The following is a 12,817-nucleotide window of genomic DNA, read 5'->3' as shown; positions in this document are numbered from 1 at the left end:
CGGCCTCGGACTCGGAATATGCCCGTCGGCCTTCTTAAACGCTTCGGAAGATGGCACGTCCGCCGGCTCTTTAGAATGCCGTTGTATGTTAATCTCTGTAATCTGTTGTGAAAGTTTTTGAGTTTTCCCTACATTTGCTTCATGCTTAATGATTTGTGGACTATGTTCGATTGGAACGCCATTGTCGGTCAGATTGCCGGGGTAGCATTTGATATTATTTATTTCGGCGCTGTCATCGGAACGATTGTCGTCATCATTCTCGACAATCGCAATCCGGTGAAGACAATGGCGTGGATATTGGTGTTGATGTTCCTTCCCGTAGTAGGATTGGTGTTCTACTTCTTTTTCGGGCGTAGCCGGCGTCGGGTGCGCATCATCGGCAAAAAGAGTTACAGCCGTTTGCTGAGGAAGCCGATGGCCGAATATCTTGCACAAGACTCATGTGCGCTTCCCAAGAATTACAGCCGCCTGATATCCATGTTCCGCAATACCAACCAGTCTTTCCCTTTCGATGGCAATCGGGTGGAGGCATATACTTCAGGGGCTTCCATGCTGCAATCCCTGCTGCGCGAGTTGCAGAAAGCGACGCAGCACATCCATGTCGAATTTTATATCTTTGAGGACGATGCCATAGGACGCTTGGTGCGCGATGTTCTGATAGAGAAAGCCCGTGCGGGGGTCGAAGTACGTGTCATTTATGATGATGTGGGATGCTGGCATGTTCCCAACCGCTTTTTTGAACAGATGCGCGAGTCGGGCATCGAGGTTCGCAGTTTCCTCAAGGTTCGTTTCCCCCTCTTCACCAATAAGGTGAACTATCGCAATCATCGGAAGATAGTGGTCATCGACGGACGTGTAGGCTTCGTTGGCGGCATGAATCTGGCCGAGCGTTATATACGCGGGTTTTCGTGGGGCATTTGGCGCGACACGCATCTGTTGTTGGAGGGCAAGGCTGTGCATGGACTGCAAACCGCCTTCCTGCTCGACTGGTATTTCGTAGATCGTACTTTGGTCACTTCCGCCCGCTATTTCCCCAAAATAGAGAATTGCGGCACTTCATTGGTGCAGATTGTGACGAGCGAACCGATAGGCCCGTGGAAGGAAATCATGCAGGGATTAGTCATGGCCATTTCGGGAGCGAAGAAATACTTCTATATACAAACGCCCTACTTCCTGCCCACCGAGGCGGTGATGACTGCCTTGCAGTCGGCAGCGCTGGCCGGGGTAGATGTGCGTCTGATGCTTCCCATGAGGGCCGACAACCGGTTGACGCATTTGGGCTCTTGTTCTTATCTGGCTGATGTGTTGGATTCGGGTGTCAAGGTCTACTTCTATAAAAAAGGCTTCCTGCATTCCAAGCTGATGGTATCTGATGATGAGTTATCCACCGTAGGTTCTACCAATGTCGATTTCCGCAGTTTTGAACACAATTTTGAGGTAAATGCCTTTATCTATGATGTGGAGACGGCGCTGCAGATGCGTGAAATCTTCTTGCAAGACCAGCGCGACTGTGTGCAGGTATTCCTGAAAAACTGGGTGAAGCGTTCTTGGCATCGAAAGGCTGCCGAAAGCGTGGTGAGGTTGATGGCGCCTTTGCTTTGATGCTTAATCTTAAAAGCGCTTTTATTTGAAGAACGAGAAATTTACACTTCCGTAGGCTCTTCTTTCCACAAAGCGCGGATGTTCCTCGAAGCTGTTTTTCTTGCCGTGTTCAAGTACGAACAGTCCCTCTTCTTTCAACAGATTATTCTCAAAAATCAGGTCGGGCAAAGTCTCCAGTTCAGCAAGCTCGTATGGAGGGTCGGCAAAAATGAAGTCGAACTGTTGCCGACAGTTTTTGATGTACTTGAATACATCGGCATGAACCGGCAGGCATTTGTCGGTCTTTACCTCTTGCATTATTTTGCGAATGAAAGTATAGTGGTCGCGGTCTTTCTCCACACTGATGACCAAATCGCAGCCTCTGGACACAAGTTCGATGCTGATGCTGCCTGTACCGGCAAAAAGGTCGAGGGCACAAACTCCGCCATCTTCAAGATTCATGTATCTGCTGGACAGTACATTGAACAGGTTCTCTTTGGCAAAATCCGTTGTGGGGCGTGCTTTGAAAGAACGAGGAACGTCAAAACGCCTTCTTTTATATATTCCACTGATTACTCGCATGAGGTTATGGCTTGCAGGTCAAGGTTCGAGGCAGGATTCATGATGAATACTTGCCGGATAAATTTTCGCAGTTCAGGCAATAGCTGCTCTTTGTCGTGCAAGTTGCCGGTGAGATGCAATTCGTCGCGCTCCTGCTCAAAACCGAGTTGTTTCCATACGTATAGCAGGTAGTAAATGCGGTCGGGCGTTGTTTTGCATTCAAAAGCATTGGCAAGCAACAAGCGTCCGCGCTCGTAGGCAAACAGTTCCATACTTTTTCTTTGCAGATGTGCATACATTTTCCGGCTGTTGCCCAAACGGCTCTTCACAGAGAAGAACTCGATGAAAGGGCTGACCTGGGAATAGAACTTGACACCGGGATATTGTTCGCGAAGGTAAGTGTACGTGCTTTTGTCTGTTCCGAACAGCACGACTACATTGTTCTTCTGCAAAATGTTGTATTGAACAATCTCGTTTTCCTGTTTGGGGTGATTATGATAGAAGATGATTTCCGCCTGTTCGTCCTCGAAAAATTCCAACGGGATGAAGGTGAAGCGTTTGCTTGCGATGAGCGCATTGACTTGACGAAACGGATGATTCAGCCATTCTGTCTCGCGAAAAGTTTGCTTCAGGTTGGCCGTGAGGGAGAGTGATTCGTCCACTTTACGGTCAAAGACACTGAGTTCACCGTCGCCCAGAGGGTTGAACACTGAAAAAGAAAATCCATCCGTGCTGAGACGGATGGATAACGTGTATTGTTCTGACTTATTAAAATCAATGGTTTCTATCATACGTATGTGTGTCGGGGACGAGATTATTCCCAGTTACCGGCGTTGTTGTTAGCTGTTTCCAGACTACCGATCATCAGACCGCAATACTTGCCGAGTTTGGTTTGTACGTCCTTGAGGTTAGCGATTTCTTGCTTGTCCAGACCGTTCAGATAAACTTCGTACGGTGTCTTCACTTCGAGCAGACAGAAAGGAGCACCGGATTTGGCCGTATCATTCTTGATAGCCATTTCAAACTGTGCGCTGTTTCCGAAAGGTACATATCTCATCGAGTCGGCATTGAATCCGTTCGGGAAAATAGTATCCAACACGGCTACCCACAGCGTGTCGCGTTTGAAATCTTCCAATCCCCATTTCTTTACTTCATCATACTTGCCGGTTTTCTTGGCTTTGTTGATTATGGCAATGGCTTTCTTTTCGGTCAAGCCGTCTTCCAACTGCTTGTCGTTCAATTCGCCCTGCTTGAAGATGAATGGAAGTTTTTGATTTTTCACGAAGTCGATCAGCGTGTCGAAGCTGGCAGTGTATTGCTGATTGTGCAGGGCACGGTATTCCAACTGTGCTTTACGAATGTCAATCAGACGTGCAATGACTGCTGCGTCTCTGTGCTTTTTCTCTTTGTCAAAATTGATAGGACCCATGATGCTGGTGTAGCAGATGTAAACCAGTCCCAAAGCACATAAGCCTAAAATGACATTAAATACTGTTTTCATGATAAATATGTTTTTTAGTTGTTATATTCGCACCGCAAAAATAAAAGAAATTAATTTAAAAACGATGGTTCCCTTTACTTTTTTCTGTTACAAAAATGATAAATAACTATTTAGAAAGGCAAATTAAGGAAAATTTTCCTTACCAACCAACACCGGAGCAGGAATTTGCGCTAAAATCTTTGTCGGGGTTCCTGCTGGCGCCCCGTAACGAAGCGGTTTTTCTGCTTCGAGGTTATGCCGGAACAGGTAAGACATCGTTGGTTGCCGCTTTGGTGCGGACGTTGGATAAGTTACAGCAGAAATCGGTATTGCTGGCACCGACGGGGCGGGCGGCAAAGGTCTTTTCGGCTTATGCGCAGCATCCGGCATTCACTATCCATAAGAAGATATACAGGCAGCAGTCTTTTTCCAACGAGATGAACAACTTTTCGGTGAACGATAATTTGACAACCCATACGTTGTATGTGGTAGACGAGGCGTCGATGATTTCCAATGAAGGTTTGTCCGGGTCTATGTTCGGCACAGGCAGGTTGCTGGACGACTTGGTGCAGTTTGTCTATTCCGGTCAGGGTTGTCGCTTGTTGCTGATGGGCGACACGGCACAGCTTCCGCCGGTGGGCGAAGAGCAGAGCCCGGCTTTGTTTGCCGATATCCTGAAAGGCTATGGACTGGAAGTGCTGGAAGCTGATTTGACACAGGTGGTGCGTCAGGAACGGCAGTCGGGTATCTTGTGGAATGCCACCCGATTGCGGCAACTGATAGCGGAGGAGAGTTGTTACAGTCTGCCTAAGATCAGGATTACCGGATTTGCCGATATCAAAGTGCTGCCCGGCAATGAATTGATAGACGAACTGAGTAGTTGTTACGATTGTGACGGGCCGGACGAGACCATCGTGATATGCCGCAGCAACAAGCGGGCAAACATCTATAACAACGGCATCCGTGCACAGGTACTTTGGAGGGAGGATGAACTGAATACGGGCGATTTGCTGATGGTGGCGAAGAACAACTATTTTTGGACGGGGAAGGAGAAGGAGATGGATTTCATTGCCAACGGCGAGACGGCTGTGGTACGTCGCATGCGCCGCACGTGTGAGATGTACGGTTTCCGTTTTGCCGATGTCACGTTGTCGTTTCCCGACCGCGACGACTTTGAATTGGAGGTAAACCTCTTGTTGGATACCTTGCACACCGATGCGCCTGCTCTGCCAAAGGCCGATAACGACCGTCTTTTTTATGCCGTTCTCGAAGACTATTCCGACGTCTCTTCCAAACGCGAACGAATGAAGAAAATGAAGGCCGATCCTTATTACAATGCCCTGCAAGTGAAGTATGCTTATGCCGTGACGTGCCACAAGGCGCAGGGTGGGCAATGGAAAAATGTTTTTCTTGATCAGGGCTATATGACGGACGACCTTTTGACACCCGACTATTTTCGTTGGCTTTATACCGCCTTTACACGGGCTACGGGAACACTTTATCTGGTGAACTATCCGAAAGAGCAGATTCTATAATCATCGGTATGTAGGAAAACAACAAAGGCTACTCTGCTTTGAGTGGCCTTTGTCGCTGTATGCGGAATGCACATCAATGCGCTTTTAAGATTCCGGTGGCAACTTCCAACATGCGTACGGCGGTGTCGTAATTATCGCCAATCATATTGTAGACGGCATCTTCCGATAGTACGCCGCATTTGACGCCGGCGGGTATTTCACAGTCCGGCCAGTTCCAGCACCTTGTCTACTGCGGCATTCAATCCGTCCGGGTTCTTGCCGCCGGCTGTTGCGAAGTGGGGCTGACCGCCACCGCCTCCTTGAATCAGTTTGGCGGCTTCTTTCACAAGGTTTCCGGCTTTCAGACCGCCGGCCACAAGGTCATCGCTCAGCATCACGGTCAGCATCGGTTTGCCTTCGCTTTCTGTTCCGGCCACGAAGAAGAGGTTTTCCGTAATCTGACCACGCAACTGGAAAGCGATGTTCTTCACCGTTTCTGCAGGGAGCGGAGCACAGCATTTGATGACCTTGACACCGTGAACCTCCTGTACATTCTTCAGCAACCTTTCTTTCAGTTGTGCTTCTTTTTCTTTCATGAAGTCTTCCACCTGTTTCTTCAACCCGGCATTCTCGTCCAGATACTTGCGGATGGTTCCGGCAAGGTCGGGGGCATTGTTGAATAGGGCTTTGAGATCTCGCAGTGTATCTTCAATGGTATTCATCAGCTCTTCTACACGTGCACCTGTGTAGGCCTCGATGCGGCGTACACCGGCGGCAACCGAACTTTCGCTGATAATCTTCACCATGCCGATGTTACCGGTGGCGGATACATGAGTACCGCCGCAGAACTCGATGGACGAGCCGAAGCGGATGACACGCACACGGTCGCCGTATTTCTCGCCGAAGAGGGCGATGGCGCCCAGCTCTTTGGCTTCTTCGATGGGTATGCTGCGATATTCCGTCAAGGGGATGTTGGCGCGAATCTTGGCATTCACCAAATGCTCTACTTCACGGAGTTGTTCGTCTGTTACCTTCTGGAAGTGCGAGAAGTCGAAACGCAGGGAGTCCGGCGTAACCAAAGAACCTTTTTGCTCCACGTGGTCGCCCAGTACGCTGCGGAGCGCCTCGTCCAGCAAGTGCGTACACGAGTGGTTGGCTGCGCAGGCGGCACGTTTATCGGCATCCACACAAGCCATCATCGGTGCTTCGAGGTGTTCGGGCAGTTTCTTGGCGATATGGATGGGCAGGTTGTTTTCTTTTTTGGTATCGATTATCTCGATGGTCTCGAATTCGCTCACCAATACGCCGGTGTCGCCTACCTGACCGCCGCTTTCGGCATAAAACGGAGTTTTGTCCAGCACAATCTGATACAGCGACTGGTTTTTCTGCCTCACCTGACGGTAGCGCAGGATGGAGGTTTCGTATTCGGTATAGTCGTAACCCACAAATTCGCTGGTGCCCTCTTTCAGGACAATCCAGTCGCCGGTTTCTACGGTTGCCGCATTGCGGGCACGCTGTTTCTGCTGTTGCATTTCGGCATCAAACTCCTTGAGGTCGGCAGTCATTCCGTTTTCGCGGAGAATCAGTTCCGTCAGGTCGAGCGGGAAACCGAAAGTGTCGTATAACGTAAAGGCGTCTTTGCCGCTGATTTCGGCTTTGCCGGCAGCTTTGGCATCCGCCATGGTCTTTTCGAGCAGACGGATACCCGTCTCCAATGTACGCAGGAAGGAATCTTCTTCCTCCTTGATAACTTTGGCTATCAGGTCTTTCTGTGCACTCAGCTCCGGATAGGCGGCACCCATGTTCTCTATCAGTATGGGGAGGAGCTTGTACATGAACGCCTGTTTCTGGTCGAGGAACGTGTATCCGTAGCGTACGGCACGGCGGAGAATACGGCGGATGACGTAGCCGGCTTTTGCATTGCTCGGCAACTGTCCGTCTGTCACGGAGAAAGCGATGGTGCGGATATGGTCGGCAATGACACGCATGGCAATGTCCGATTTCTCGTCTTCGCCATACTTCTTTCCGGTCATGCCGGCAATGGCCGCCAGTATCGGTTGAAAGATGTCGGTGTCGTAATTGGAGGTTCTACCTTGCAAGGTGCGTACCAGACGTTCGAAGCCCATGCCGGTATCGATCACCTTGGCGGGAAGTCCTTCGAGGCTGCCGTCGGCTTTGCGGTTGAACTGCATGAACACCAGATTCCATATCTCGATAACCTGCGGATGGTCTTTGTTTACCAATTGGTTTCCGGGCACTTTGGCTTTCTCTTCTTCGGAGCGCGAGTCGATGTGAATCTCCGAGCACGGGCCACATGGCCCTGTATCACCCATCTCCCAGAAATTGTCGTGCTTGTTTCCGTTAAGGATGTGGTCTTTCGGCAAGAACTGCTCCCAATAGGAAGCCGCTTCGTTATCGCGTTCCAGCCCTTCTTCGGGACTGCCCTCGAATACGGTGGCGTAAAGGTTCTTAGGGTCGATTTTCAACACATCTACCAGATACTCCCATGCCCAAGAGATAGCCTCTTTCTTGAAATAGTCGCCGAACGACCAGTTGCCCAGCATCTCGAACATGGTGTGGTGGTAGGTGTCGTGTCCCACTTCTTCCAAGTCGTTGTGTTTTCCGCTGACGCGAAGACACTTTTGCGAGTCGGCCACTCTTTTGTGTTTTGCCGGCTGATTCCCCAAGATAATGTCCTTAAACTGGTTCATTCCCGCGTTGGTGAACATCAGTGTGGGGTCGTCCTTAATCACCATCGGAGCCGAAGGCACAATCTGGTGTCCTTTGCTTTCAAAGAAACTCTTGAAGGAGTCTCTGATTTCATTTGCAGTCAACATACGTCTTATTTATGATTTTTATTTACGGTTTGTAATTTATGATTCCTTCGTTGTATGATTTACCTGAATGGTGGCAATCAATTCTTTTTGCCATATTCCTATAAATCATAAAACATAAACCATAAATCTTATAATTCTTGAAAAAACGGTGCAAAGATAGCTTGTTTTTATTACTTTTGCCGTATTGACAAGTGAAATATTTCCTAAGATGCGCAAAGTTTACTACATTTATAATCCGCAGACACAGACGTATGACCGTATTTACCCCACTGTCCGGCAGCGGGCGTTGAGCATCCTCCGCCGTTTGTTCATCGGCATGGGGCTGGGTGCGGGCAGCTTTTTGTTGTTGCTTTTGATTTTCGGTTCACCTTCCGAGAAGGAACTGAGGAAAGAAAACAGCAAGCTGCGTGCACAATACAATGTGCTTGAGGCACGTCTGGACGAGGCGATGGGCGTACTTCAGGATATACAGCAGCGCGACGACAACCTGTATCGTGTCATCTTTCAGGCCGATCCCATCCCCTCTGCCATCCGCAAGGCCGGATATGGGGGAACCAACCGTTATGAGCATCTGATGGAACTGGCCGATGCGGATTTGGTCATCAACACCACGCAGAAGCTGGACATGCTGGCCAAGCAACTCTATATCCAGTCGAACTCTTTTGACGATGTGGTGGAGATGTGCAAGAATCACGACGAGATGTTGAAGTGCATTCCTGCTATCCAGCCCGTTTCCAATAAGAATTTGAAGCAGACGGCATCAGGCTACGGCATGCGCATCGACCCCATTTATGGTACGCCCCGTTTTCATTCGGGCATGGATTTCTCTGCCAATCCCGGTACGGACGTCTATGCCACAGGCAACGGAACCGTGGTGAAGATGGGTTGGGAAACCGGCTATGGCAACACCATTATCATCGACCACGGATTCGGCTACCGGACGTGGTATGCCCATCTTCGAGACTTCCGTACGAAGCTCGGCAAGCGTGTGGTGCGCGGCGAAGTGATTGGCGGCGTGGGCAATACGGGAAAGAGTACCGGCCCTCACCTTCACTACGAGGTGCATGTGAAAGGGCAGGTAGTGAATCCCGTCAATTACTACTTCATGGACCTCAGCGCCGAAGATTACGACCGCATGATTCAAATTGCCGAGAACCATGGGAAGATGCTGGATTGATTTACTCCCTCCGGATCTGTATTTTCCAAACAGTATTCCCTGATCCGCCTTTATAAAATATATTTATTGAAATGAACCACTCTGCCGTGGATTGGTAGAGCGGCTTGTGCTCTGATAAAACGATGTCATATAACTTTCGTTTTGAAGACTGAACGGCAAGAAAATAAGCATTCCTCTCTTCCCTTATATTCTGAAGGCACTTCCCATTACGAGTGAAATAGTTTCAGTCGTAGTGGGAAACAAAGTTCCACCCTATGGAAAAAAGGTGAAACTCGCATTCTGCTCATAGTTACGTCAGTTCGGGATAAGAAAAAGGTAATAGACGTTGGTAATCTCGCTTATTTTTTGTAACGTTATGGCTATAAATCAATTTTGAGAACAAACCGGATGCATCGTCCGCAACTCCGCACTTCCTCACCCGTAAGCCCGCACTTCAGCTGCCGTAACCCCGCACTTCACCGTCTGCAATCTCACACCTCACACCCGTTGCGCCCTCACGTTGTGGCGCATGCGGTGTGGTGTTTCTCCACCTCCTCCACCTTAAGAGGAGGAATTATATGGAGGAGGTATTTTCTATTCTCTTCTTCTCTATTCTTTTCTTCTCTCGCGCGCGCGAGGGGAGGTCGGTGTAGTAACTCTCTAAGGAACTGCTTGTTATCCCGCTTTTGCCTCTTTTCGGACTGCTTGCCGACTACGAGCCGGCAGGCAGCCGGCTACAAGTTCGTCCGGAGTCGCCGCGCAAGCTTCGGACACTTTCGCAGCAGTGGCAGGAGGAGTTGCCGCCTGAAAATCCCCGTCCTCTTCTACAAGCGGGCTTGCTTCTTCGGCAACCGGCCCTGTCTCTTCGGGCATCGTCCCTGTATCTTCGGCAACCTTCATCCTATCCGTCATCACCTCCTCTTCTTCCGCTCCTCCCTCGATAGTATTTTTCTTTGACACTTCCGCTTTCTTTCACGAAGTGCCCAAATAGTCGATGGCCGATGAAAACATATCGTCCTTGATGATGAACAAACCGTCGTTCCGGACTATTTTTTCGAGGTAAGCCTGCGGGAACCCTTTCTGCCGTATCAGTTTCAGTTGCCCGATGAAAAGCCTGCCGGACTCCTGACTGTAAAGCTGTTCGAGGATGAAGAGGTAGCTGCCGTAGCCCCGTGCACCCTCTTCGTCGATGAGTTTGTAGAGCCTGCTGTCGCGGCTCAGATTGAAGCGATGTTTAAACTCAAAATAAGCGAAATTACCAACTTTTATTATCATTTTCTTATCCCGACCTCACGTATAGTTACGTCTTTATCGGTTAGTCGTTACGTTCGATATTTCGGTCGTGGACGGTATTATTTTGAGATAAGTTCTTTAACCTCTTTATACCTCTTTATTTTTTCCTCATCGGGGATTGAATTGCCTTGAGGGAAAGCTATATTGTAAAATATTGTGTCGCAGTTTGCAAGCAGTTTACCCATATTGCCTGAATTTGCCGGGATTTTCTTCAACTTCAAATGTTTTGTAACAAAATGCTTTATGACCTTGCTATGCAAAATGATGACCATCTTGGGTTGATACGTTGAGATGTTTTTTTCTAATTGCATACACTCGTTTTCAGTAGGCTTGATTTTTTTGCTATTACTATCTGCGATGTTGGTGACTAAATCTGTGATGCCAAAATTACATTGGTTTACGTTGAGAGCCGTGTCTCCAAATATTTGTTCATCGGCGGTGTCTTTACTGACTTCTTTTAAAATCAGTCCACTTTTGTATAACTGATGCCATAACGATTGTTTGACCGAAAAATAGTGTCCCTTTTGATTGGATATGGTTGCGGGGTTCAAACCAACAAAAAGAATATCTAGATTCTCTCTCACAAATGGTTTTAATGTCGCTTCTTTCATACAAATGATGTTCGTTTATGAAGTGATGATTTTCAACTCTTCGGGTTAATGATTCATTACTAGATACAATGAAGGAGTATCATGTAGCTTGTGTACACATGTAACTATTGGTGTAGGTATTTAAGTTTTAAACTACTTGCTCGGCTTCATATGGCCTAAGCCATGCTTTTTTCTTAGCTTTTTTCCATCTTCAAGATTGGCAAATGGAAGTATCACTCCTTTTGTTGATAGTTTTTCTTTTGTTTCTGTGGATACTTGTTCTCCAAAAGCAGCGAGTAACTTTGATTCAACACCTGCGGAGTCTGTACATTCTATGTAAAAAACATGAAGTTCATTCAGACATTCAAGTAACTTTATCCAATGTCCTCCTGCATGTGGACCTCGTTCACCTATAGCGGTATCATAATATTCTTGAACTCGTTTGCCTATTCCTCCACCATTTTTGCGTAGCGGAGCTTTACCTATGTATATAATGTTCTCATCAGGAATCCAAAACTCATTTAGTCTGTTTCTGATGATATTAGCATCTTGTGTATCTTCTTTATCAATGGTAAAATGACCGAGTTTCTTAATCCATTTTTTTAAGATATCCATTGATATGGGGAACTCTGTCATGGTTTTATTGATTTCTTCATTCTCAGATAAAGATACTATATATATACCTTCTTTTTTAGACATGATTGGAGTGTTCCATTTGACTTTTTGGATATTTGCGGATGGCAAATTTACATCTTCTACTAATTCTTTAATTGTTATAGACATAATTGTATTTGTTTAAATTTGTTATTATGAGAAACTTGTAATTCCATTTGGATGGTTGTTAAAACATAGAATATATTAAGGCTGTGAAGATTGCACCAGTCAATGTTCCAATTAGGGCAGATTTTGCTTTTCCATCATTATTATTCCACGATGCACAGCATAGAATTATGCCGATTAGTGGTATCATAAAACTGATGATTAAATATCCCAAACTAATTTCTTTATTATTAGAAACCGGACAGCCACAATACGGACAGTTTAAGGTCTTATTTGATATTAGTTTTCCACAGTCTTTGCAATAGATGAGAGAAGTAGACCCTATGCTCCTGACATTTTGATTATTTCCTCCACCTTTACAGTCTGCGGAATTTTGAGAAGAATTTGTTTTATTATTTATGTTTCTTTGGGGGACAGGCTCTCTTTTATCATAAGTGATAAGTTCTTTATGACACTGTGGACATTTAAAAATGACGTCAGGTGTTAAAGGCGCTTCAATGGGTTTGTGGCAGAAAGGGCATTCAACCACAGCGCTCTTTTCTTTTACTTGAATATTTTCTTTTTCCATATCGATATGTATTAAATGTTCTTATGTTGTTTCTGTATAGAAAGGTTAAACAATCATAGTATGATTTTTTTTCTATTTGTCGTAACAATATTGATAAGTTTGGTCTGGCATTCAATATTATTTTATTTATATCATATGTTGTTTCTTTATTCTAATAGATTTAAGAGGGCAAGAATCCAACATATAAGAAACAAACCGGCTAAGGTTGTCTGTAGTACATAAGGGAATTTGTATTTTTTCACTCCTGTTGTTTTAGATAAAAGGACCTTTATTACAATTGGACTATTGGGTATTTCAACTTTCATAATTATGGTAGATATATGCCATTATGACTCCGGAATGGCATTTGGTTATAAAAAAGAAAGTGTGGAGTCAATATGTTTATCTATCGGGAGGCTCTGGTAAGCCTAAGGAACAAATAAACAATACCCCACACTTGTATGTATATGCGTGTGAA

Annotated in this window: 13 protein-coding genes; 3 read left to right on the top strand and 10 right to left on the bottom strand. The window is 46.6% G+C overall.

Going from position 1 to position 12,817, the window contains the following annotated elements; genetic code table 11:
- The first annotated feature begins 162 nt into the window (after positions 1-162).
- A complete protein-coding gene (cls, locus tag EV202_RS05995) occupies positions 163-1,602 on the top strand; it encodes a cardiolipin synthase (RefSeq protein WP_131926072.1) in 1,440 nt (479 codons plus the stop codon).
- A 21-nt stretch (positions 1,603-1,623) separates the two neighbouring features.
- On the opposite strand, the gene EV202_RS05990 is transcribed toward cls, so the two are convergent.
- Genes EV202_RS05990 through EV202_RS05980 form a run of 3 tightly spaced genes read right to left on the bottom strand, consistent with a single transcriptional unit; the run spans position 1,624 to position 3,643 of the window.
- Positions 1,624-2,163, bottom strand: coding sequence for an RsmD family RNA methyltransferase (locus EV202_RS05990; protein WP_131926070.1), 540 nt, complete (start codon positions 2,161-2,163; stop codon positions 1,624-1,626).
- Positions 2,154-2,933, bottom strand: coding sequence for a DUF3822 family protein (locus tag EV202_RS05985; RefSeq protein WP_131926068.1), 780 nt, complete (start codon positions 2,931-2,933; stop codon positions 2,154-2,156). The genes EV202_RS05990 and EV202_RS05985 overlap by 10 nt, the downstream gene beginning before the upstream one ends.
- A gap of 23 nt (positions 2,934-2,956) precedes the next feature.
- A complete protein-coding gene (locus tag EV202_RS05980; protein ID WP_131926066.1) occupies positions 2,957-3,643 on the bottom strand; it encodes a hypothetical protein in 687 nt (228 codons plus the stop codon).
- A gap of 95 nt (positions 3,644-3,738) precedes the next feature.
- On the opposite strand from EV202_RS05980, the gene EV202_RS05975 reads away from it, so the two are divergent.
- Positions 3,739-5,157 (top strand): ATP-dependent DNA helicase, encoded by a 1,419-nt coding sequence (locus EV202_RS05975; RefSeq protein WP_131926064.1) that lies wholly within the window; start codon positions 3,739-3,741, stop codon positions 5,155-5,157.
- A 73-nt stretch (positions 5,158-5,230) separates the two neighbouring features.
- Here the strand turns inward: EV202_RS05975 and EV202_RS15455 are convergent, their stop codons facing one another.
- On the bottom strand, positions 5,231-5,353 hold the full coding sequence (locus EV202_RS15455) for a DUF4298 domain-containing protein (RefSeq protein ID WP_131926110.1): 123 nt from the start codon (positions 5,351-5,353) through the stop codon (positions 5,231-5,233).
- Between the two features lies 1 nt (position 5,354).
- Positions 5,355-7,973: an alanine--tRNA ligase gene (gene alaS, locus EV202_RS05965; protein ID WP_131926062.1), complete on the bottom strand. Its 2,619-nt coding sequence runs from the start codon at positions 7,971-7,973 to the stop codon at positions 5,355-5,357.
- 208 nt (positions 7,974-8,181) lie between these two features.
- Here alaS and EV202_RS05960 point away from each other — a divergent pair, with 208 nt between their 5' ends.
- On the top strand, positions 8,182-9,150 hold the full coding sequence (locus EV202_RS05960; protein ID WP_125239039.1) for a M23 family metallopeptidase: 969 nt from the start codon (positions 8,182-8,184) through the stop codon (positions 9,148-9,150).
- A 654-nt stretch (positions 9,151-9,804) separates the two neighbouring features.
- Here EV202_RS05960 and EV202_RS05955 read toward each other — a convergent pair.
- From EV202_RS05955 to EV202_RS05935, 5 genes are all read right to left on the bottom strand, one after another.
- Entirely contained in the window at positions 9,805-10,089 is a 285-nt protein-coding gene (locus tag EV202_RS05955; protein WP_131926060.1) for a hypothetical protein, read from the bottom strand.
- 12 nt (positions 10,090-10,101) lie between these two features.
- Entirely contained in the window at positions 10,102-10,404 is a 303-nt protein-coding gene (locus tag EV202_RS05950) for a DUF4373 domain-containing protein (RefSeq protein ID WP_131926058.1), read from the bottom strand.
- Positions 10,405-10,481: 77 nt separating this feature from the next.
- On the bottom strand, positions 10,482-11,033 hold the full coding sequence (locus EV202_RS05945; protein ID WP_131926056.1) for a uracil-DNA glycosylase family protein: 552 nt from the start codon (positions 11,031-11,033) through the stop codon (positions 10,482-10,484).
- 132 nt (positions 11,034-11,165) lie between these two features.
- Positions 11,166-11,795 carry a hypothetical protein gene (locus EV202_RS05940; protein ID WP_131926054.1) on the bottom strand — a complete coding sequence of 210 codons (630 nt, stop codon included), beginning with the start codon at positions 11,793-11,795 and terminating at the stop codon, positions 11,166-11,168.
- 58 nt (positions 11,796-11,853) lie between these two features.
- The gene (locus EV202_RS05935; protein WP_131926052.1) at positions 11,854-12,360 is read right to left on the bottom strand and encodes a hypothetical protein; all 507 of its coding nucleotides are present in this window, start codon (positions 12,358-12,360) and stop codon (positions 11,854-11,856) included.
- Between the last annotated feature and the right edge of the window lie 457 nt (positions 12,361-12,817).

This window comes from Prevotella heparinolytica (assembly GCF_004342845.1).
Lineage (GTDB): Bacteria > Bacteroidota > Bacteroidia > Bacteroidales > Bacteroidaceae > Bacteroides > Bacteroides heparinolyticus.
This window is presented reverse-complemented; position numbering and strand designations above follow the sequence as displayed.

Bases quoted from the DNA above. Each gene is read 5' to 3' on its own strand.
- cls (WP_131926072.1), top strand. From the start codon at position 163: ATGTTCGATTGGAACGCCATTGTCGGTCAGATTGCCGGGGTAGCATTT.
- EV202_RS05940 (WP_131926054.1), bottom strand. From the start codon at position 11,795: ATGTCTATAACAATTAAAGAATTAGTAGAAGATGTAAATTTGCCATCC.
- EV202_RS05980 (WP_131926066.1), bottom strand. From the start codon at position 3,643: ATGAAAACAGTATTTAATGTCATTTTAGGCTTATGTGCTTTGGGACTG.
- EV202_RS05945 (WP_131926056.1), bottom strand. From the start codon at position 11,033: ATGAAAGAAGCGACATTAAAACCATTTGTGAGAGAGAATCTAGATATT.
- EV202_RS05960 (WP_125239039.1), top strand. From the start codon at position 8,182: ATGCGCAAAGTTTACTACATTTATAATCCGCAGACACAGACGTATGAC.
- alaS (WP_131926062.1), bottom strand. From the start codon at position 7,973: ATGTTGACTGCAAATGAAATCAGAGACTCCTTCAAGAGTTTCTTTGAA.
- EV202_RS05935 (WP_131926052.1), bottom strand. From the start codon at position 12,360: ATGGAAAAAGAAAATATTCAAGTAAAAGAAAAGAGCGCTGTGGTTGAA.
- EV202_RS05985 (WP_131926068.1), bottom strand. From the start codon at position 2,933: ATGATAGAAACCATTGATTTTAATAAGTCAGAACAATACACGTTATCC.
- EV202_RS05990 (WP_131926070.1), bottom strand. From the start codon at position 2,163: ATGCGAGTAATCAGTGGAATATATAAAAGAAGGCGTTTTGACGTTCCT.
- EV202_RS05975 (WP_131926064.1), top strand. From the start codon at position 3,739: ATGATAAATAACTATTTAGAAAGGCAAATTAAGGAAAATTTTCCTTAC.
- EV202_RS05950 (WP_131926058.1), bottom strand. From the start codon at position 10,404: ATGATAATAAAAGTTGGTAATTTCGCTTATTTTGAGTTTAAACATCGC.